General features: G+C 61.5%; 24 protein-coding genes and 1 tRNA gene. 18 read left to right on the top strand and 7 right to left on the bottom strand.

All coding sequences use genetic code 11. From position 1 onward, the window contains the following. Positions 1–225 precede the first annotated feature (225 nt). The 3 genes from EV664_RS19385 to EV664_RS02105 are packed head-to-tail and all read left to right on the top strand — an operon-like array spanning position 226 to position 1,426. Positions 226–453, top strand: coding sequence for a hypothetical protein (locus EV664_RS19385; protein ID WP_188656347.1), 228 nt, complete (start codon positions 226–228; stop codon positions 451–453). A gap of 32 nt (positions 454–485) precedes the next feature. After that, positions 486–842 carry a ParD-like family protein gene (locus EV664_RS02110; RefSeq protein ID WP_133494022.1) on the top strand — a complete coding sequence of 119 codons (357 nt, stop codon included), beginning with the start codon at positions 486–488 and terminating at the stop codon, positions 840–842. After that, positions 839–1,426: an ATPase gene (locus EV664_RS02105; RefSeq protein ID WP_133494021.1), complete on the top strand. Its 588-nt coding sequence runs from the start codon at positions 839–841 to the stop codon at positions 1,424–1,426. The genes EV664_RS02110 and EV664_RS02105 overlap by 4 nt, the downstream gene beginning before the upstream one ends. Here EV664_RS02105 and EV664_RS19745 read toward each other — a convergent pair. Further along, entirely contained in the window at positions 1,402–2,103 is a 702-nt protein-coding gene (locus EV664_RS19745) for a DUF2285 domain-containing protein (RefSeq protein ID WP_373287482.1), read from the bottom strand. The genes EV664_RS02105 and EV664_RS19745 overlap by 25 nt on opposite strands. Positions 2,104–2,300: 197 nt before the next feature. On the opposite strand from EV664_RS19745, the gene EV664_RS02095 reads away from it, so the two are divergent. The 15 genes from EV664_RS02095 to EV664_RS02030 all read left to right on the top strand — a co-directional run bounded on the left by EV664_RS02095 (position 2,301) and on the right by EV664_RS02030 (position 12,788). Then, on the top strand, positions 2,301–2,771 hold the full coding sequence (locus tag EV664_RS02095; RefSeq protein ID WP_162848755.1) for a hypothetical protein: 471 nt from the start codon (positions 2,301–2,303) through the stop codon (positions 2,769–2,771). A 282-nt stretch (positions 2,772–3,053) separates the two neighbouring features. Then, positions 3,054–4,337 (top strand): tyrosine-type recombinase/integrase, encoded by a 1,284-nt coding sequence (locus EV664_RS02090; RefSeq protein ID WP_133494018.1) that lies wholly within the window; start codon positions 3,054–3,056, stop codon positions 4,335–4,337. After that, a complete protein-coding gene (locus EV664_RS02085; RefSeq protein ID WP_188656346.1) occupies positions 4,330–4,980 on the top strand; it encodes a hypothetical protein in 651 nt (216 codons plus the stop codon). Before EV664_RS02090 ends, EV664_RS02085 begins: the two co-directional genes overlap by 8 nt. Positions 4,981–5,034: 54 nt before the next feature. Next, positions 5,035–5,220, top strand: coding sequence for an AlpA family phage regulatory protein (locus EV664_RS02080; protein ID WP_133494016.1), 186 nt, complete (start codon positions 5,035–5,037; stop codon positions 5,218–5,220). Beyond that, complete coding sequence (locus EV664_RS02075) at positions 5,217–5,567, top strand: hypothetical protein (protein WP_133494015.1); 351 nt, start codon at positions 5,217–5,219, stop codon at positions 5,565–5,567. The genes EV664_RS02080 and EV664_RS02075 overlap by 4 nt, the downstream gene beginning before the upstream one ends. Then, positions 5,560–5,943, top strand: coding sequence for a hypothetical protein (locus EV664_RS02070; protein WP_133494014.1), 384 nt, complete (start codon positions 5,560–5,562; stop codon positions 5,941–5,943). Before EV664_RS02075 ends, EV664_RS02070 begins: the two co-directional genes overlap by 8 nt. Position 5,944: 1 nt before the next feature. Further along, entirely contained in the window at positions 5,945–6,745 is an 801-nt protein-coding gene (locus tag EV664_RS02065; protein ID WP_133494013.1) for a MarR family winged helix-turn-helix transcriptional regulator, read from the top strand. Between the two features lie 162 nt (positions 6,746–6,907). Continuing rightward, the gene (locus EV664_RS02060; RefSeq protein ID WP_133494012.1) at positions 6,908–7,369 is read left to right on the top strand and encodes a P27 family phage terminase small subunit; all 462 of its coding nucleotides are present in this window, start codon (positions 6,908–6,910) and stop codon (positions 7,367–7,369) included. Further along, positions 7,359–7,598 carry a hypothetical protein gene (locus EV664_RS02055; protein WP_133494011.1) on the top strand — a complete coding sequence of 80 codons (240 nt, stop codon included), beginning with the start codon at positions 7,359–7,361 and terminating at the stop codon, positions 7,596–7,598. Before EV664_RS02060 ends, EV664_RS02055 begins: the two co-directional genes overlap by 11 nt. A gap of 59 nt (positions 7,599–7,657) precedes the next feature. Beyond that, positions 7,658–7,801, top strand: coding sequence for a hypothetical protein (locus tag EV664_RS19125; protein WP_162848753.1), 144 nt, complete (start codon positions 7,658–7,660; stop codon positions 7,799–7,801). Between the two features lie 152 nt (positions 7,802–7,953). After that, on the top strand, positions 7,954–8,220 hold the full coding sequence (locus tag EV664_RS02050) for a hypothetical protein (protein WP_133494010.1): 267 nt from the start codon (positions 7,954–7,956) through the stop codon (positions 8,218–8,220). 68 nt (positions 8,221–8,288) lie between these two features. Next, positions 8,289–9,515, top strand: coding sequence for a phage major capsid protein (locus EV664_RS02045; protein WP_211338440.1), 1,227 nt, complete (start codon positions 8,289–8,291; stop codon positions 9,513–9,515). 70 nt (positions 9,516–9,585) lie between these two features. After that, a complete protein-coding gene (locus EV664_RS02040; RefSeq protein ID WP_133494009.1) occupies positions 9,586–9,918 on the top strand; it encodes a hypothetical protein in 333 nt (110 codons plus the stop codon). After that, the gene (locus EV664_RS02035) at positions 9,918–10,358 is read left to right on the top strand and encodes an HK97-gp10 family putative phage morphogenesis protein (RefSeq protein ID WP_133494008.1); all 441 of its coding nucleotides are present in this window, start codon (positions 9,918–9,920) and stop codon (positions 10,356–10,358) included. The genes EV664_RS02040 and EV664_RS02035 overlap by 1 nt, the downstream gene beginning before the upstream one ends. A 3-nt stretch (positions 10,359–10,361) precedes the next feature. Next, positions 10,362–12,788 (top strand): phage tail length tape measure family protein, encoded by a 2,427-nt coding sequence (locus EV664_RS02030; RefSeq protein ID WP_133494007.1) that lies wholly within the window; start codon positions 10,362–10,364, stop codon positions 12,786–12,788. Positions 12,789–12,958: 170 nt separating this feature from the next. On the opposite strand, the gene EV664_RS02025 is transcribed toward EV664_RS02030, so the two are convergent. From EV664_RS02025 to EV664_RS02000, 6 genes are all read right to left on the bottom strand, one after another. After that, positions 12,959–13,034 (bottom strand) — tRNA-Lys (locus EV664_RS02025). A gap of 90 nt (positions 13,035–13,124) precedes the next feature. Further along, complete coding sequence (rodA, locus tag EV664_RS02020; RefSeq protein ID WP_133494006.1) at positions 13,125–14,246, bottom strand: rod shape-determining protein RodA; 1,122 nt, start codon at positions 14,244–14,246, stop codon at positions 13,125–13,127. After that, positions 14,243–16,285, bottom strand: a complete 2,043-nt coding sequence (gene mrdA, locus EV664_RS02015; protein ID WP_133494005.1) for a penicillin-binding protein 2 — start codon at positions 16,283–16,285, stop codon at positions 14,243–14,245. Before mrdA ends, rodA begins: the two co-directional genes overlap by 4 nt. Next, positions 16,282–16,794 (bottom strand): rod shape-determining protein MreD, encoded by a 513-nt coding sequence (locus tag EV664_RS02010; RefSeq protein ID WP_133494004.1) that lies wholly within the window; start codon positions 16,792–16,794, stop codon positions 16,282–16,284. Before EV664_RS02010 ends, mrdA begins: the two co-directional genes overlap by 4 nt. Beyond that, positions 16,791–17,690: a rod shape-determining protein MreC gene (gene mreC, locus EV664_RS02005; protein ID WP_133494003.1), complete on the bottom strand. Its 900-nt coding sequence runs from the start codon at positions 17,688–17,690 to the stop codon at positions 16,791–16,793. The genes EV664_RS02010 and mreC overlap by 4 nt, the downstream gene beginning before the upstream one ends. Before the next feature lie 23 nt (positions 17,691–17,713). Beyond that, complete coding sequence (locus tag EV664_RS02000; protein ID WP_133494002.1) at positions 17,714–18,760, bottom strand: rod shape-determining protein; 1,047 nt, start codon at positions 18,758–18,760, stop codon at positions 17,714–17,716. Positions 18,761–18,781: the final 21 nt, after the last annotated feature.

Genomic DNA, 18,781 nt, shown 5'->3' with positions numbered 1-18,781 from the left:
TCTCACGCAAATGGAGATATCCATCAAGGCAGTAGTCTGGCACCGCGTCGGCGACATTCGCATGGACGACGTCCCCGAACCCCAGATCCGCGAACCTGCCGATTCGGTCATTCGGCTGACCTCCTCGGCGATTTGCGGTACGGACCTGCACTTTGTGCGGGGCAGCTTCGCCGATATGAAAGAAGGGCGCATTCTGCGTCGGCATTGTCGAACAGGTCGGCCATCATGTCCGCAATCTGGAAGCGGGCGGGCACAGCCTTTTTTAATGGGCCTGAGGCAGCGGCCGGTTTCGACGGGCTGCAGGCCGAAAAAGCGCGCATTCCCTATGCCAATATCGGACTGGTGAAATTGCCGGATGAGGTGAGCGCTGAACAGGCGATCCCGATCTCCGACATCTTCCCGCCGTGCCGCGCTTTGATACAACTTTGCACGACGCGCTTGAAAGTCAGGTAGCAAAATGCTACCTCACGGGCTGGAGGTGACCTATGCCCCAGTCCATCAAACTTGCTGACGACATCATGAAAATCGTGCGTCGTGAGTCCGAGTTACAGAGCCGCTCGATTGCTGGCCAGATCGCGCATTGGGTACGCATAGGTCGCGCTATCGAGAAATCGGGCAATTTCGATCATGCCCGTATCACCGCTGCGCTCGCTGGCGACATCGAGACAATCGACCTCACTGATGAGGAAAAGGATGTCTGGCTCGACAGCTTTGTCGAGAAGATGGCGCAGCCGGGATCAGATGAAGACGCTTTCTTTGCCCGGCGGCGGCAGCTTGGACAAGGTGTTGGCCTTGATGCAGCCGGCAATCTCGTGCGTGAGAAGGCCGCGCATAAGGCATGACGCCGACGATGATCGTGCTTGCCGGGCCGAACGGCGCCGGCAAGTCGACCCTCTACCAGACCCGCGTAGCACCAAGTTTCGCAGGACCATTCATCAACGCAGACATCATCCAGCGCGACGAACTGCGCGATCCCTCTCCAGCCGCTTCTTACGAAGCGGCCAGGATCGCGTCTTCGCGCCGAGATGATTATCTTTCTCGAGGTCGCGATTTCGCGACCGAAACCGTCTTCTCGCATCCCTCCAAGCTTGAACTGATCGACGAAGCACGAACCAAAGGCTTTACCGTCATCGTGATGCATGTCGGCGTCGATACGCCCGACCTTTCTGTGGCGCGTGTCGGTACGCGGGTCGAGGAAGGCCGACATATTGTCCCCGAGGACAAGATTCGTGCCTATTATGCGCGTGGCGCACCGTTCATTCGCACCGCGGTCCTTAAAGCAGATCGCGGCATGGTCTTCGACAATTCGCGTCTCAACGAACCGCCGAGCCATTGCCTGACATTCGCGAACGGGCGACTGGTCTTCGCATTGCCGCGCCTGCCCAACTGGATCAGATCGGTTTATGAAACTGACTTGGAGATGTGAAGCGAAGTGCAAAGAATGGCCGGCAGGCTGCCCGGCGCGCGCCGCAGCGTGTCGGTCCGCTGCGAACTGGGCAGCCGAAATCCACGGCCAGTAAATGGCTGACATGCACATGGGGAAGGTTCGGGCCTTAAGTACAGAATGCAGCCATCGAGGAACGGCGCTTCGAGCGTCTTGCAGGCGCTCCGAATTGCAACGATCTGGCATGGGCTGTCGGATAGAAGGCAGCATAAACGCGCGGGTTTCCGCAGTGGGCCGCCGCTAGTCTTGCTCCCAACCGCTTGCCCCTCGCGAGGCGCGCCTGTCTTCTCCTCTCCATCTTTTGCTGCTGCGGCTGCGATCGAAGCAGGAGCGATCAAGGTCCGCCACCCGCCCGCAGTCATGCTAGCACCCAAACGCAGCAGCCTCCGGATCTTGGAGCGCAGATGATCTGATGCTGCGTCCCAGTCACGCCGGGCGGTTGCGATACCGAACAAAGCTTCGGCCACTTCACGTTGGCTCGCACCGTGCGCCTTCGCATCGTGCGCACGCAAGGCGAGCGTCCAGCGGTCCGCGCGCTGTTCGGCGGGCAACAAGTAGCGGGGCATACGCCCTAATCGCTCGAAGGCAGCTAGCCGGCGGAGCGTCGTCAGCGGTGCGCTGATCCTCGCCAATCCGGTAAAGCAAAACCGTAGCGCCACGGGACCCTCGCGCAGACTGCCGCCATGCACATCGAGGCGCACACGGCGAATGCCGTCGGAGAGCACATCGCACGTTTGAAGGGCGACGCGCCGACTATGAGCGGCATTTTGAACAAAATAGGAATAACCCTATCAAAGCGCGTGCAGAGGCGATCGAGTGGTGGAGGGGTTTGGCAAGCGCACCCACAAACGAAGATGTGGCCATTAATGTTACGGCACTCCGTCTCCAGGAGATGCTGAAAGAGGATGCTCTTCGGCAATTATCGCAGTCTGACTTCCGTCAGGTGGCGGGTGACGTGCACGCCATGATCGAGTTTTCCCGACGGGTCAGCAACAGCATGGTAGGCCTGCAAACCAGCGAGATCAAATATTCGATACCCGAAAAGCTAGACGCTCTGAGCGAGCACATCTGGAAAGCCAAATCTGATAATGGGTCTCGCGTGACGGATGTGATCCGGCACATCTTGTATGGTGGGCCCGATGACCTCCTACCCGAACGCCTTTGGGAAGCCGTGGCCGATCCTAAATGGAAGCTCGAATGCATGGGTATCAGCGCTTACGGCGAACTTGTTGGGTGGGCCATGCCCGACAAGTTTCCTCCAAGAAATGGCCGGACATCGAAGGCGCTGAGATCGCTCGGCTATGACGTTCAAGTCCACGTCTCATAGGCGACCGAACAATCTGGTACCCCAGTGGGACCCCGCGCCCGATCACCGCCGCGACCTTGCATTTAAGTCATTGAAAAGTGGTGGACGCACTTGGGCTCGAACCAAGGACCCGCTGATTAAGAGTTATCGGTCATAGTGTCCGACGCAATCCGGCAATGTCCACAAACGCTTGCAAAACAGCCGTTTATATGTCCTAGTGCGTCCGGCGGTTTCCGGGGGTATCTTGCCCCAAGTGTTACCTTAGGTAACATTTTCGAGACCCGCTGAACGAACGGGCAGGCGATGGCGGTAGGTAACAGACAGGCGGCGGTGGCGCTCACTGATGCGAAGCTGAAGGGCATGAAACCCCCGGCGTCGGGGCAGATCGAATTGCCCGATGCAAAGGTGCCAGGGCTTCGCGTCCGCATCGGGGCGAGCGGCGCGCAAACCTTTATTCTGCGCAAGCGTGTCGGCGGCAAGGTGCGCAACATTACCGTTGGACGCTATGGCCCTCGCTTCGGGATTGCCGATGCCCGCAAGAAAGCCCGTTCGTTGCTGAGCGATATTGAAGCGGGCGGCGATCCTACTGCCACGCTCGAAACACCACGGAGGGCAGGGAAGGGGGCACAGACCATCCGCAACATGCTTCCCGACTATCTGGCAGCGAAAGCGGGCCTGCGTTCGGTCGGAGAGGTTAAGCGGATCATGGAAGGCTATGTCCTGCCCGAAATAGGCGACCGGTTGGCCGATGCCGTGACCCGCGCCGATGTAACCCGCCTGATTGACGGTATCGCCGCAACCGCGCCCGTCATGGCCCGCGCGACCCATGCGCAACTATCCGCATTCTACACTTGGGCGATGCCGCGCCTTGACCGCCTGCCAGCCAATCCGTGCCGAGATGCGGGACGACCGCCGAAACCTAAGGCGCGCGACCGGGTGCTATCGGAAAGCGAATTGCGGGCGCTATGGCAGGTGGCAGAGGATGAAGCGTTGCCTTGGGGGGCGGCGCTGAAGCTGCTGATCCTGACCGGGCAGCGCCGGGAGGAAGTATTTGCAGCCGATCGCGACGAGTTCGACCTAAAAGCGGGCGTGTGGACCATCCCAGCCGACCGGGCAAAGAACGGCGTTGCGCATCGGGTGCCGCTCGCTGGCGAGGCTGTCGCCTTGCTCGAAAGCATACCGGCGATAGCGATAACCGCAGAGGATGGCAGCGACGCCACTAGCCCCAAGCTGTTCCCGGCGCGTAGCCGCCCCATGAACGCTCCTAGCGGCTTCAGCAAAGCACAGGCGCGGTTTCGAGTATCGCTCGCCAAGAAACTGAAAAAGGAGCCTGAGACGGTGCCAGATTGGACCCTGCACGATATTCGCCGCACGGTAGCGACCGGGTTGCAGCGGCTGGGGATACGAGTTGAAGTAACCGAGGCGGTGCTGAATCATGTTTCAGGATCGCGGGGCGGTATTGTCGGCGTCTATCAGCGCCATAGCTTTGATGCGGAAAAGCGGCATGCGCTGGAAGCATGGACGGCAGAGGTTGCGCGGATCGTTCGGGGCGATGATGGCGGGAATGTGGTGGCGCTACATGGCTGAGGAGGAGTTCGAGCGGGTCGGTTCTGGGATAACCGCAAGGCGTCGCCGGAAAAATAAAAGCGTTGCTCCAACCGTCGATGCCTTTCGCGCATTGGCGGCGCATCTGCGTGGATGGAATACGACACCCGCGACGCCTTGGGAGAAACATCGACCGCAGATTGATGCCTGTCGCGAGCGACTTCACGAAATAATGCGAGGCGCCCCGGAACCATATCTGAGTGATGACTGGTTCGATTGGCAAGAAACGAACATGCGGGAGCGCCAAGACGAGGCATGGTATTTGGACAACATCTTGCGACAGGCGAATTGCGTCGATCATCATGTGAAACAGGGGGCGATCGGCTGGGCTATTCATGAAGCGATGTTGCTGAGTGAACTCTTAACCGAGCTTAGGGTCAAACAGTGTTGGGAATTGCCCGCCATGTGGGGCGAACAGCGGCTGAAAGACGCGAAAGAGGCTGCAGCCGACCGCCGTAAGATGTCTGACGAAGAACGAAGGGAAATTGTCGAGCAGATCGCAGCGGAGAGGGGGCTGGGCGTTCGCGACGCGATACGAACCGCCGCAGTTCGTCGCCCCGATGGCGGAAAGGAATCGTCCTATCGTACTGCGTACTACAAAAAGGTGTCTAAGCCTGTCGATTAGACAGCTATCGTCCACATAAATGTTCAGTCGTCCAACAAAACGAAGGGCGACAACATGACACTGCTAAGACTTCCCGATGTGATGGCGCGAACCGCGCTGTCTCGTTCCGCCATATACGATCTGATGGGTGAGGGGCGCTTTCCGCGACCCGCCAAGATTGGCGGTCGTATTAACGCTTGGGCCGAGGCCGAGATTGCCGACTGGATCGCCGCGCGGCTCGCAGAGCGGGAGGCGGCATGATGGAAAAAGAAAACCCCCGCACGATGGCAGGGGCTTCCGATGTTCACTTGGCGGGGAACACGGATGCTTTTACTTCAACCTACACGAAAGCGCCAGAGGGCGCGCAAATCATCGAAGCAATTCAGAACATGGCTTGCGAAGCGCAATCCGAAATCGGGCGCGTCGAAACGCTCGCCCATTTTATCGACGAAGCTTTGGACGAAGTGGCATCCGACAGCGAAACCGTTGGGCCGATTGGGCGGCTCTACGATCTGCTCGCCGTCCTAAAGCTTCAGGCTGCTGCCGCGAAGGCAACTGCGGGGAACATCGAGTCTATCACCCTGTGCGGAGCGCCAGCTGATGTTTGACGCTCAGCAAATGGCCTCGCCCTATGTCGCGTTTTTTCGCGAACCGACGACGCGCCTCGATCGTTTTCTTGTGCAAGGTTATGTCGATCGGGCACAACTCGCGGCGGCGGTGGAATCGCTGATCGAACTGATCGACGCGATCGACGGCGACCCCGACTTTGAGGAAACCGATTGCGAGGACTCGCACGTCCTTTCGCACCGCGCGCTTGAGTGGGCGAGCAGTCCCGGCTGCGAGATCGCAGACGCTGGCGGGCAGCATGACGAGGACGGGATAAACACGATGTTCCGCATCGATGAGACCGGCGCCGGTTGCCCGATTGCCGATCCTGACTGTGCGGTCGATGACACTGCCTGCGATGAGGGCGAGGCGGCGTAAGATGGCCGAGAAGGTCTATTCAGCCCCCTTACCGTTACATGCTATATGGGATGACCGCTTAGCAGGGATAGACCTGCGCGTTCTGGCGTGCATCGCGTATCATGATCGCATGTCGCTGGCGACCGGCAAAGGCCAAGGCTGCACTGCCAGTCACGGCACGATCGCGGCGGAGATTGGGTGCAATTACACCAACCTGTCGAAGGCGATTAAACGGCTGGGCGACCTTGGGTATATTGAGCGCCACAAACCGACTTTCGGAGACAAGCGCGGGCATGTTTATCGCGTGCCCGCGTTCCTCTACGGCAAGGAAGAAAGTTTGTCATTTGGCCAACGATCCAAGGGCCAAAACAGCCCGCTCGCCTTGAATGATGTTGGCCAAACGGCAAACCATGCCATTGATATAGTTGGTCAAGACACCGAAGAAAATGGCTCAATTTCAGCTACATCACCTGAACAATATATTTCGCTAAGCGACGTAAGATATTCTGCTAAAGCAGAGAACGATACTCATCATAAGATGCGCGACGCTGAAGCATCGCGCGGGCGTGGCAGTAGGAAGAAGCTGCATCGCAACGGTGAACCGCTCCACGAAACGCTCGCCAAGTTCGAACGCCAGTGGAAGCAGGACTGGACGGTCTATCAGGACAATCTGTCGGATTGGGTCGAGTGGCTGGGCGACCATGCGCTTTACGCAGCCGAGAACGACGACAGCGTCCTGTCAAACTGGGCGACCCGTCTTTCGGAGAACGTGGCCCAGTTCGCTTGGGCCGAGGCCGAGATTGCCGGAAGCGAGGCTTCATGAACACTCGCCATCGAAATGAGCAAACGCAAACAGGAGGTGGCATGACCAGCGACGCCACCCCCGGCCCCGAAAGTTCACGAGGCGGCCGCGCCCTGACCGGCGCCCATCCTCCGTGCGCACCGAAAGCAAAAACTCAAGGGGGACCTTCCCGAAAGGAGCATCATGAAACTGATTGAAGGAGGTTCCGGCATTCCGCCCGAGCCCGACTGGTCCGCAGTCTTTCCGGGTCGCGCGAAATCGATCGCGGCCGATCGTGCCAATGCAACTCGCTATTGGCACGATGCCATCGGCGACCTGCGCGCCATCGAAAAGCTATCGGTGGTGAACGGGCACGCGCTGCAACGGCTCGTCATCGCATACATCCTCTACGACCGGGCGGCGGTTGAGGTCATCCGCGAAGGGCCGATCGTGCCGGCCCCGCGAACGAAAACTCCGATGCACTCCCCCTGGGCGACTGCAATGCGCGATGCGAGCCGGATGGCGAACGCGATCGAAGCCGAGCTCACCCTATCGCCCAGGCGACGCGCAAGCGGCGGAAAGGTCAGCCGGCGGTCGCGGAAATCCAGCCCCGCCGACCAGTATTTGAAGAGCGTTCCGACGGAGAATAACGACGATGAAAAATGATGACTTCGACCGCATCGCGCCGGTTATCGACATGGCGCAGCGCCTCCATGGATCGCTGCATGACAAGCTGATCGAGAAAGGCGTTGCGCCGATCGACGCTCTGATTGCCTCGCTCTATGCCACTCATCAACTTGCTGCCAAGCTGCACGGAAACCCGGTCGCCGCGGTCGAGTGGATGCGCGACGCGCTCGACACGATCGAGCGGCAGGCGCTGGGAACGAAACATTGACTGCGGGCGAACGCCTGGCCGCCCTGTCTCCGGCAGCGCGAGCAGCGGCAACGGCTGCGTTGGACGAAATCAGCCGGCCGCTCGACGTGCGCGAGATCGATGTCGCGCTCGCTCGTGCTGGCATCCCCCGATCGACGCGGCGTCCGGTCGTGCGAGCGCTCATGGAGGCGTTCGACATCATCGTCCTGGAACCGAACGCGTGATGGGCTGGCCGCGCGGATTGAGCGCCGTGTATGCTATGGCACGCCCGCGGCGCCCGATCGCTGAGCGCGACTTGGTGCGGCGAGCTGCTGGCGACATCGGATCGGCCAAGATGCGCGCCCAGCGACTCGCGAGCCGCGTTGCGCGAGAGACGATGGCCGCTGTCGACCGTGATCCCGGCGAGCGCATTTTCGACCTGCTGCGGACATATGACGATGACCCAGCGCGCGCGCTGGCGACCAGCCCCGATATCGATACTGCAGCGCTTGTGCGGGCGGCGCGACTGGCGAGGCTGGAGGCGCGCGGCTTCCGGCGCCTGTTGCCTGCGGAGGCCGCAAACGAGGACGAGGCCGTCTGCGCAGAGGTCGGGCAGCGGCTCGCCGAGCGGTATCGGCGACACCTTTCCGGCAACCGAAAATAGTTGGCGTAAACCCGGTTTTTCACCAACCCGCCCGGCCCACGGTCTGTCTCGAAAAGGAGATACGACCGATGAACATGCCCCTTATTTCTCTGCCCCGCGGCCTGATGGCGGTAAGCGCCGCCGGCGGTCGTCCGGGCGCGACGGCGACGATGGACACGGTTCTGGAGGCGCTCGAGGACTTCAAGGCCAAATACAACGGCCGGCTGGACAGCCTCGAGTCTTTTCTCGACGCTCAGGCGAAGCAGACCGCGGCAGATAAGCTCGGCTGCGGTGGCGGCATCGGAACGCTTCGCGCGGCCGACCCCGACTATTCGGCGACCTTCGCCAACTATTTCCGCAGCGGCGTCAGCGAGGAAGCCGTCCGCACCGCCCAGGCGACCGGCGAGCGCGCGCAGATCATGGCTTCGATGCAGTCGGGCAGCGAAAGCGACGGCGGCTATCTCGCCCCGGTCGAGTGGGACCGTCAGATTGGCCAGGCGCAGCGCATCCGCTCGCCGCTGCGCCGTCTCTGCGATGTCCGTGTCACGACGACCGGCGCATATTCGACGCTGTGGAAGCTGACCGGCCCCGGTTCGGGCTGGGTCGGTGAAACCGCCCCGCGCCCGGCGACTTCGACGCCGACCTTCGCATCGATCACGTTCGGGCACGGCGAAATCTACGCTAACCCCGCGATCACGCAGCGCCTGCTCGATGACGGCGCGATCAACGTGCAGGAATGGCTCGCAACTGAGGTCAGCGAGGAGTTCGACAAGCAGGAAGGCATCGCCTTCATCTCCGGCGATGGTTCGAACAAGCCCTACGGCCTGCTCGGCTATGTCGTGGGCGGCGCACATGAGGGTCAGCACCCCGGCGGTTCGATCCAGGCCGACGCCAGCGGCGACGCTGCCACGGTGACGGTCGATGGCTTGGTTGACTTCACCTACCAGCTGCCGGCTCCTTATCGTCAGAACGCGGCATGGCTGATGAATAGCCAGACGGCCGCGACGATCGCCAAGATGAAGGACGGCGAGGGCAATTTCATCTGGCGCGAAAGCCTCGCTGCGGGTCAGCCTGCGACGCTGCTCGGCCGCCGGGTCGAGATCGACGAGAACATGCCGAACATCGCGGCGGATGCGCTGCCGATCCTGTTTGGCGACTTCCAGGCCGGCTATGTCATCAACGACCGGCAGGGCGTGCGGGTGCTGCGCGACCCCTTCACGAACAAGCCATTCGTCCATTTTTATGTAACGAAACGTGTCGGCGGCGGTCTCAAGGATCCTAATGCGATCCGCGCGCTCAAGATCGCCGCGGCGTAACCCCAAGGGGCGGCAGCAACAATCGCTTCGCTGTCGCCCCGCCTTTTCCCGTCGATAAGGAGCATCCATCATGCCTACCCCGCGCAAGAAGCCTGGGATTCAACCCATCATGATCGAACACGATGGCAAAAGCCTGCCATTCAAAATTGGTCTCAACGAATGCTGCCAAGCCGAAGCCAAGTTCGGCGGTAGCTTCCATGCCATCGTGCAGGAGCTGGGCGAAAACCCACGCCTTTCCACGGTTCGCTATCTTTTCACGCTTGGCCTGTCGGACGCGGAGAACGTCTATAGCGAAACCGAGGCAGGTGAAATTATCGCCGAAATCGGTTTGGAAGAGGCCGTCGGCGTCATCGGGGAATCCGTGCGGCGCATGATGCAGGGCGGCAAGGCCGAAGCCGCATAATGGCTGGCGACGCGGTAGAGCTTAGCGGGTTCAAAGAGCTGGACGCGGCATTGGCCAAGTTCAGCAAATCGACCGAGCGGGCCTTGCTCCGCCGCGTCGCCACGCGCGCACTGGAACCGTTCGTGACCGAAGCCAAGCGCCTTGCCCCTGTTGCGTCCGGCAATCTGCGCGACAGCATCACAATCGGCACAAAGCTGACCGGAAACGCTCGCAGAGAAGCGCGGCGCGACCCGCCCGATGGGGTTCGGGTCTTTGCGGGAACAGCGGATCGCGAGGCGGTGCCCAATGAGTTCGGGACGGTTCGTGCGCCCGCGCAGCCGTTCATGCGTCCTGCTTGGGACACCACTTCCAACCTCGTTTTGGCCCGCGTCATGGACGACCTGGCCGATGAAATTGATCGCACGGCACAGCGCGTCGCGGCGCGCGCGGCGAAGGGATAGGGCATGGCAGGCGCCAAAATCGGTTCGCTGAACGTTGACCTCACGCTGGGCACCGCCCGGTTCAAAAAAGGGCTCTCGGATGCGCAGCGCCAGTTGCTCGACACGCAAAAGCGGTTTCGGGCGGTGGGCGCAAAGATGCAGAGCCTCGGCACCACCATGTCGATCGGCCTGACCGCACCATTCGCGGCGCTAATGGCAAAGGCGATCCCGGCAGCGACGAAGGCAAGCGAGGCCATCGCGCAGGTCGATTCTGCACTCAAATCAATGGGGCCAGTCGCGGGCTATACGTCCGGGCAGTTGCAGGAGATGGCGAAGCAGTTGGAGCATACCTCCAGCTTCAACGACAAAGACATTTTGAAGGACGTAACCGCGAACCTGCTGACCTTCGGAAATGTCGCGGGCAGTGCGTTTTCGCGTGCGCAGCAAGTTGCGGTGGATCTGTCGACGCGATTGGATCAGGACCTGAAAAGCTCCGCTATCCAGCTTGGCAAGGCGCTCAACGATCCGGTGAAGGGGCTGACCGCATTGTCGCGGGTAGGCGTGTCTTTCACGAAAGAGCAGACCGCGCAGGTAAAGGCCATGATGGCGGCGGGCGATGCAGCCAGCGCGCAAAATTTGATCCTTACCGAGCTGGAAAAGCAATATGGCGGCGCAGCGCAGGCGGCACGTGATGCGGCCCCCGGCAGCGATACCGTCGATGCGTGGCGCGAGTTTCAGGAACAGGTGGGCGCGCTGGCGCTCGAAGTGCTGCCTGTCTTCACGGACATGGCGACAAAGGTGCTCAACGTCTTCAATGACCTTTCACCGGGTATGAGGGCGGTTGTTGTTGGCGGCGCGGCTCTCGCTGCTGCGCTGGGGCCAGTTCTGGTCGGGCTTGGCGGGCTGGTGCAGATCGCCGCGCCTTTGCTTGCTGGGTTCGGTGGTGCAGGCCTGGCAGGCGTCCTGACGACGCTGGGAGGCTTGTTGTTGCCCATCGCGGCAGCGGCGGGGGCGGTCTATCTGGCGTGGAAGAATTGGGACACCATCGGCCCCGCGCTTCGCCAGTTGGGCGAGACACTCCAACAAGCGTTCGGCCCGACCGTGGTGGCGACCTTCGAAGCGTTGAAGGCGGCGGCGCTCGCATTGTGGAACGGACCATTTGGCGACCTGCTGACCGACACGGTTTCGCACGCTGTCGCGTCGGTAAAGGACTTGTGGGAGCAGTTCGGCCCCGCGGTCATCTCGATCGTTAAGGCGGCAGGCGTGATCGTCGCCACGACCTTTCAGCAAATCTCGGACGTAATCAACGTGGTGGCGGCGCTGCTGCATGGGCGCTGGGGTGAAGCATGGGACTATGCCAAGAAGACCGTAGCCGATGGGATCATCGGCGCGCTTGACGTGCTGCGCGCCCTTGCACCGGGCGCGATCAAATCCATGCGCGCACTCTATGCAGGCGTGAAGACCTGGGTGCAGGACCGCCTGGGGGCCGTGTGGACATGGCTGCACGGCAAGCTCAAGGCGGTGGGCGGTTGGTTTTTCGACCTTTATGACAAGGTTGTCGGGCATAGCTACATCCCCGACATGGTCGATGCGATCGGCGATCACATGGCGCGGCTGCAAGGCAATATGGTCAACGTGGCGCGCGATGCGACCGAAAAAACCGGCAATGCGTTCGGCGACTTGCAAGAGCAGGTCGCCCCGATCCTTGATCGGCTGTTCCCCGATCAGGCGAAGTTCAACCAGTTCAAGCGCGATCTTGCAAACCTGACCACTTATGCGAGCAAGGCCGGGTGGACTGAGGACGAAACCAGCGAAGCACAGACACGATTGCGGCGCGAGTATATGGGAGGCGGTGACCCTTCGCACGCGATCGACCAATGGATGGCGGACAATAGCGATTCGAGCGTCTTGACCGAAGGCGTGAAATCAGTCGCGGATAGCGTAAACGAGGAATGGCAGCGCGTGGCCGCAGCGAATGATAACATGAAGGCAGGCTTTGCCGACATGGCGCGCGACGTTACCGGCTCACTCAAAGGGCTGGTGTCCAATATCAAATCTGGCGACATCCTTGGCGCGCTGCAAACTGTACTTGACCTTGTCGGGCAGGTGTCGAGCCTTTTGGGCGGCAGCTTCAAACCGGCAACCCGCACCTACAGCGTCGGCGGCATCTCGACGCCGCGCGCGAATGGCGGGCCGATGGTGCCCGGTCGAACCTATGAAGTTGGGGAGCATGGCCGGGAGTGGGTCACGGTCGGGGGCATGGCGAGTGCCACGCCAGATCGTCGCGCTGGCCAGGCCGGGAGGCGCGAAGGTGGCGTGATGGAAATCAGGCTGCGCGATGAGCTGCTTGATGCGCGGATCATCAGCGGCTCGGCGCGGGTCACGCAAGCGGGAATTTCGGAGAAGGCGAAAAGCGATTCCTATCGCGCAAGCCGGGGGTTTGGCCGGTAGCGACCTTGGGCCGCGCCCCGCCATATAGCCGATGAAACCGGCCTGTCGGTCGACCCCATCCGCCGCGCGGCCCCAATCTATACGAAGTTACCTAGCCCGTTACCTAGCCGCACAGCGTTATGAAATACCCCCTATTGGGGTGGATCAAGTAACTGATCCAGCTGTGTTTTTGGTGGACGCACTAGGGCTCGAACCTAGGACCCGCTGATTAAGAGTCAGCTGCTCTACCAACTGAGCTATGCGTCCATCCGGGGCGTTCAGAGCGGGTGTTGGAGCCCGCCGCCGCATTGGAGTGGCGCGGTTAGCACCGCTTTTTTGGGAATGCAAACCAAAAAATCAGATTCTTTCGGTTCTGGTCGCGGAGCGGTTTGCGCGGTCGATTGACATCAGCATTCCGATGCACAGCATGATGGTGAGCTGCGCCGATCCGCCATAGCTGACCAGCGGCAGGGGAATGCCTACCACGGGCGCCAGCCCCATCACCATCGCCAGATTGATCGCGACATAGAAGAAGATGGTGGTGGAAAGACCGGCTGCCGCCAGCCGGGAGAAACGGCTCTGCGCGCGGATGCCGACCCCCACGCCCCAGCGCACCAGCAGCATGAAGGCCAGGATCAGCAGGCATCCGCCGATCAGTCCCCATTCTTCCGCCATGGTTGCGAACACGAAATCGGTATGGCCTTCGGGAAGATAATCGAGATGGCTTTGCGTGCCGTGCAGAAAGCCCTTGCCGAAAATGCCGCCCGATCCGATCGCGATCTTCGACTGGCTGATATGATAGCCGGCCCCCAGCGGATCGCTTTCGGGGTCGAGAAAGATCAGCACGCGCTTGCGCTGATAATCGTGGAGCAGGGTGCTGAACGCGACCGGAATGGCGACCGCGACCGCCAGCGCCCCGCCGATGAACAGACGAAGGGGGATGCCGGCCAGAAACATGACCGTGATCCCGCCGAAGGTAATCATCAGCGCGGTGCCGAGATCGGGCTGCATCATCACCAGCCCGGCGGGCAGGCCGATCAGCAATGCCGCAGGCCAGATTGCACCGAAGCGGCGAATCTCGCGGACCGGCAGCATCGAATAGAAACGGGCGGTCGCCAGTACGATGGCCGGCTTCATCAGTTCCGAGGGCTGCAACCGGATAAAGCCCAGATCGAGCCATCGCTGCGCACCGCCGCGTACCGCGCCCAGTGCCTCGACCAGCACCAGCAGCACCATCAATATGCCGTAAACGGGAAAGGCGGCGTTTTTCCAAAGGCTTTCGGGGAAACGCGACATGATGAGCGCCATCACCAGAAAGGCGAAGAAGGTTGTCGCCTGCCGCTCGGCCCAGGGCGATACGCTGCCGCCCGCCGCTGAATAGAGTACGACCAGTCCGAACGCGCCGATCGCAAAGACCAGCAGCGTGATTTTCCAGGGAAGTTGCGCGACCGGCGTCGGTACGAAACCCGGCCCGGTCACTCGCCATCCTCCGGCGATCCTTCGGCGGCGGCATTGGGCGCGGCAGTGCGGTCAGTCGTGGCCGCCGCCTCCACCACATTGCTGCGCGCGCTGTCGACATCTTCCGGCGGGGGAGGGACGGGCGCGTTCTGCGCAGCCATGAACGCCGCACGCTTCGCTGCCATGCGGGTGGCGATATCGCCGCCCCAGGTCTCTTCCGCCGCAAGCAGACGCTTCATGGCAAGGTCGCGGTCGAACATATAGGTCATCACATCAGCAGCCGTTTGCGGAGCATCCTGATTGGTGATGAGGTGGCCACCATGTTCGATGACGACCGAACAGGCATAGCGCGGATTATCGGCAGGCGCGAAACCGACGAAGAGCGCATGATCGCGAAGCTTGAATGGGAAACTGGCATTGCCGGTTCGCCCGGCCCGGCGGTCTGCCATGGTGATCCGGCGTACCTGCGCCGTGCCGGTCTTCCCCGCCATATCGACGCCGTCGACATACATGCGCGCACCGCCGCCGGTACCGCCATGATTGACCACCGACCACATGGCTTCACGAATTACCCGGATATGTTCCGGATCGAGGTTGAGCGATGCGGCGGGGCGGTGCGGCTGATCGAGCAGGATACGCGGAACGATCTCGCGCCCGCTCGACAGACGGGCTGCCATGACTGCGAGCTGCATCGGGTTGACCAGCAGATAGCCCTGACCGATCGATGCGTTGATCGAGTCAGCGACCGTCCAGGGCTTGCCGTATTTCTTTTCCTTCCACGCGCTGTCGGGCACCGTGCCATAATATTGCGAGACGAAGGGCAGATCATATTGCGCGCCAAGCCCCATTTGCCGCGCCGTCGGGGCGAAGCGGTCATAGCCGAGTTCGCGCGCCATCTGATAGAAATAGATGTCACAGCTTTGCGGAATCGCGCGGTGCATGTTGATCGCGCCGTGGCCGCCGCGCTTCCAGCAATGGAAGCGGCCGCGCCCGACCTGCAGCACACCGCCGCAAAATACGGTCCGGTCGGGATCGACACCATTTTGCAACAGCGCAAGCCCGTGCATCGGCTTTACCGTAGAACCGGGGGGATAAAGCCCCTGCAATACCTTGTTCATCAACGGAACATGGTCGTCTTCCGACAGCATCTTCCATTCCATCCGGCCGATGCCCTGCGAAAAACTATTGGGATCATAGGCCGGCATCGACACCATGGCGAGCATATCGCCGGTGAGCGTGTCGAGCACCACCACCGATCCCGAATTGGGGCCAAGCCGCCGCGCGGCATATTCCTGCAACCCCGCATCGATGGTCAGGCGTACCGTTTGCCCCGGTATATCAGGCCGGGTGGCAAGCTCGCGCACCAGCTTGCCGCGCGCCGTCACCTCGATCCGCTTCGCGCCCGGCTTGCCGCGCAGCCGATCTTCCAGTGTCTTTTCAAGGCCGTCCTTGCCGAGTTTGAAACCCGGTGTGACGAGAAGGGGATTCTTCTCCTTCTCATATTGCTCGGCGGAAGCGGCGCCGACATAGCCGACCAGATGCGCGACCGCCGCACCCAGCGGATAGTTTCGCGCAAATCCGCGGGTCGGCGCAACGCCGGGCATTTCGGGAATGCGCACGCTGACCGCCGCGAAACGCTCCCAGTCGAGATTCTGCTCGACCTGAACCGGTTGAAACCCCGCAGCGCGCTTCAGATCGGTCTGAATACGATCAAGATCATCGGCGGTCAGTGCGAGCAGATGCGAAAGGAGCGACAAGGTCTGCTCCTTATGCTCCAGCCGGTCGGGAATGATATCGACACGAAAATCGGTGCGGTTATCGGCAATCGGTGCGCCGTGACGGTCGACGATCCAGCCGCGCCGCGGCGGGATGAGCGTCATATTCACCCGGTTGCTTTCGGATAACAGCTTGTAATGCTGGTTTTCGGCGACCGACAGCCAGGCCATCCGCCCGGCGAGCACCAGACCGACCGCGCCCTGACCCAGCCCCAGCATTGTCGCCCGACGGGAAAAACTAAAGGATTGTGCTGCTTCGGTAACGATCTTGAATGGACGATTCATGTCTTTTGTCCGCGCCCGCCAAGGTGCGCGCATAGCCGGAACACCAGCGGGAGCAGCGCAATCGACGCCACGATCTGGAGCAGCAGGGCGATATCGACATTGGCAACAAGCGGGGTGCTGACGATGCGCTCACCCACCAGCGTTATCCCGATCGCACCGGCGCCGATCGCCCAGTTGTGCCACAAATCCCGCCAAACGAGCCGCGAGTCTATCATATCCACGGTCAGATAGCACGCGGTCCAGAAGAACATAGCGCTGCCGAACGGCTGACCGCTGATCAGATCGTCAAACAGACCCAGTAGCAGCGGAGACCATGGCTGAAACAGATCGGCGCGCAGCAGGCGCCAGCCGATCAGCATCATCAGGCCAAAGGGCGGCAGGATCGGGATCGTTGCCACAAAGGGCAGCAGCGTCAACATCGATCCCAGCATCACCGTCACGGGCGCAAGCCAATAGGCGCGGCGCCAGCGATCGGCGCGGTCGATATCGGCGGAAAGCGACCCGCTCATTCGTCGCCGTCTCCCGCTTGCGGGATTGCCTCGCCCGCTGCGGCAGGCGGGGCTTCGGGCATGAATACCTGCTGCACCATGGCGAAATCGGCGGTGTCGGGGCTTGCAAATACGCGCGCTACCGAACTGTCGGAGGCGTTGCGCACCACCCGCGCCACCGGGATATTGGGCGGGTAGATACCGCCTGTTCCCGAGGTGACGAAGACATCCCCGGAAAGAAACGGTGCATTGGCGACCGATGCAGCACGCACTTCGACCAACCCGTCACCGCGCCCGACGATGATCGCCGGCATGCCGTCGCGGGTGCGACGAACCGGCACCACGCTTTCGGGATCGATGATCAGGAGTATGCGCGCATTGTTGAACCCGGTTTCGAGCACTCGCCCGATCAGGCCGTTCGGCCCGCGTACCGGCTGGCCCTGCCGCACACCCTGACGGCTGCCCGCGTTCAGTACGGCATAGCGCCGCGTGCTGCCTGCAGAGGAACTGACCAGCCGTGCTACCGCTACCGTGTCGGGATTGCGATCGCGCAGGCGCAGCAAAGCGCGCAGCCGCCGGTTTTCGCGTCCCAGCGTCCGGGCCTGAAGAACAAGCCGGCGGCTATCGGCCAGTTGCTGTTTCAACCGGCGATTTTCTGACACCGCGCCGAAATGCTCGCCGATCGAACCCGTCATCGAACCGAACCAGCCGCGTACCGTGTCCATGCCGGACGATAAGGGGGTCGTCAGATCGCGCGCAGCGCCACGTAGCGGGCTGAACGCACCGGGACTCAGCGTCGAAATCAGCATCAGAACCGCAGCGACCGCGACGCCTGTCGCCGCGATCACATAGCCGATAAATCGCCGGTATTGCGCCCGCCGTGAAAAGCCCGGGCGCCGGTTACTTGGCGGCGCCATTATTGTCCCGCTTTCTTAAAGGGTTATACGGCGAGCAATACGCCGCGAAATACAGGATCTTCCAGCGCACGCCCCGTGCCGAGCGCGACGCAGGTCAGCGGCTCTTCGGCAACCGTCACCGGCAGGCCTGTCTCATCGCGCAGTATTTCGTCGATCCCGGCAAGCAGCGCGCCGCCACCGGTCAGCACGATACCCTGATCGACGATATCGGCGGCCAGTTCGGGCGCAGTGTTTTCAAGCGCAATCCGGACACCTTCGACGATCGTGCCGACCGGTTCAGAGAGGGCTTCGGCGATCTGGCCCTGATTGATCTGAATTTCCTTGGGCACGCCGTTTACCAGGTCGCGACCCTTGATATGGATCGTCTGGCCGATGCCGTCGCTCGGCGGCTTGGCGGTGCCGACTTCCTGCTTGATCCGCTCGGCCGTGCCTTCGCCGATCAGGAGATTGTGGTTGCGGCGGACATAGGAAACGATCGCTTCGTCCATCTTGTCGCCGCCGACGCGCACCGACGTCGAATAGGCAAGGCCGCGCAGCGAAAGGACTGCGACTTCGGTGGTGCCGCCGCCGATATCGACCACCATCGAACCGATCGGTTCGGTGACTGGCATGTCGGCACCGATTGCGGCGGCCATCGGTTCCTCGATCAGCCAGACCTGCGATGCGCCGGCATTCGATGCGGCGTCGCGGATCGCGCGCCGTTCGACCGAGGTCGAGCCCGACGGCACGCAGATCACGATCTGCGGATGACGCCAGGGCATCGGATGCTTGCCGCCATTCACCTTGGTAATGAAATGTTTGATCATCTGCTCGGCAACATCGATATCGGCGATCACGCCGTCACGAAGCGGGCGAATCGCTTCGATGGTACCGGGCGTTTTGCCCATCATCAGCTTGGCGTCGTCACCGACCGCCTTCACCTTGCGAACGCCCTGAAGCGTTTCCACCGCGACCACCGACGGTTCATTCAGCACGACGCCGCGACCGCGCAGATAGACCACCGTATTGGCGGTGCCCAGGTCGATTGCCATATCGTGAGACATGAATTTGAAAAAGCGGGAGAATACCATCTATTTTTCCGTCTTTTACCG

This window comes from Stakelama pacifica, from assembly GCF_004361835.1.
GTDB lineage: Bacteria > Pseudomonadota > Alphaproteobacteria > Sphingomonadales > Sphingomonadaceae > Sphingomonas > Sphingomonas pacifica.
The sequence above is the reverse complement of the archived record's forward strand: the minus strand, read 5'-3'. Positions and strand labels throughout refer to the sequence as shown.

What these genes read in the sequence shown, in the direction of transcription:
- EV664_RS19385 (WP_188656347.1), top strand. Translation starts at nt 226, where the DNA reads ATGTCCGCAATCTGGAAGCGGGCGGGCACAGCCTTTTTTAATGGGCCT.
- EV664_RS02110 (WP_133494022.1), top strand. Translation starts at nt 486, where the DNA reads ATGCCCCAGTCCATCAAACTTGCTGACGACATCATGAAAATCGTGCGT.
- EV664_RS02105 (WP_133494021.1), top strand. Translation starts at nt 839, where the DNA reads ATGACGCCGACGATGATCGTGCTTGCCGGGCCGAACGGCGCCGGCAAG.
- EV664_RS02090 (WP_133494018.1), top strand. Translation starts at nt 3,054, where the DNA reads ATGGCGGTAGGTAACAGACAGGCGGCGGTGGCGCTCACTGATGCGAAG.
- EV664_RS02085 (WP_188656346.1), top strand. Translation starts at nt 4,330, where the DNA reads ATGGCTGAGGAGGAGTTCGAGCGGGTCGGTTCTGGGATAACCGCAAGG.
- EV664_RS02080 (WP_133494016.1), top strand. Translation starts at nt 5,035, where the DNA reads ATGACACTGCTAAGACTTCCCGATGTGATGGCGCGAACCGCGCTGTCT.
- EV664_RS02075 (WP_133494015.1), top strand. Translation starts at nt 5,217, where the DNA reads ATGATGGAAAAAGAAAACCCCCGCACGATGGCAGGGGCTTCCGATGTT.
- EV664_RS02070 (WP_133494014.1), top strand. Translation starts at nt 5,560, where the DNA reads ATGTTTGACGCTCAGCAAATGGCCTCGCCCTATGTCGCGTTTTTTCGC.
- EV664_RS02065 (WP_133494013.1), top strand. Translation starts at nt 5,945, where the DNA reads ATGGCCGAGAAGGTCTATTCAGCCCCCTTACCGTTACATGCTATATGG.
- EV664_RS02060 (WP_133494012.1), top strand. Translation starts at nt 6,908, where the DNA reads ATGAAACTGATTGAAGGAGGTTCCGGCATTCCGCCCGAGCCCGACTGG.
- EV664_RS02055 (WP_133494011.1), top strand. Translation starts at nt 7,359, where the DNA reads ATGAAAAATGATGACTTCGACCGCATCGCGCCGGTTATCGACATGGCG.
- EV664_RS02050 (WP_133494010.1), top strand. Translation starts at nt 7,954, where the DNA reads ATGGCCGCTGTCGACCGTGATCCCGGCGAGCGCATTTTCGACCTGCTG.
- EV664_RS02045 (WP_211338440.1), top strand. Translation starts at nt 8,289, where the DNA reads ATGAACATGCCCCTTATTTCTCTGCCCCGCGGCCTGATGGCGGTAAGC.
- EV664_RS02040 (WP_133494009.1), top strand. Translation starts at nt 9,586, where the DNA reads ATGCCTACCCCGCGCAAGAAGCCTGGGATTCAACCCATCATGATCGAA.
- EV664_RS02035 (WP_133494008.1), top strand. Translation starts at nt 9,918, where the DNA reads ATGGCTGGCGACGCGGTAGAGCTTAGCGGGTTCAAAGAGCTGGACGCG.
- EV664_RS02030 (WP_133494007.1), top strand. Translation starts at nt 10,362, where the DNA reads ATGGCAGGCGCCAAAATCGGTTCGCTGAACGTTGACCTCACGCTGGGC.
- mrdA (WP_133494005.1), bottom strand. Translation starts at nt 16,285, where the DNA reads ATGAATCGTCCATTCAAGATCGTTACCGAAGCAGCACAATCCTTTAGT.
- EV664_RS02010 (WP_133494004.1), bottom strand. Translation starts at nt 16,794, where the DNA reads ATGAGCGGGTCGCTTTCCGCCGATATCGACCGCGCCGATCGCTGGCGC.
- mreC (WP_133494003.1), bottom strand. Translation starts at nt 17,690, where the DNA reads ATGGCGCCGCCAAGTAACCGGCGCCCGGGCTTTTCACGGCGGGCGCAA.
- EV664_RS02000 (WP_133494002.1), bottom strand. Translation starts at nt 18,760, where the DNA reads ATGGTATTCTCCCGCTTTTTCAAATTCATGTCTCACGATATGGCAATC.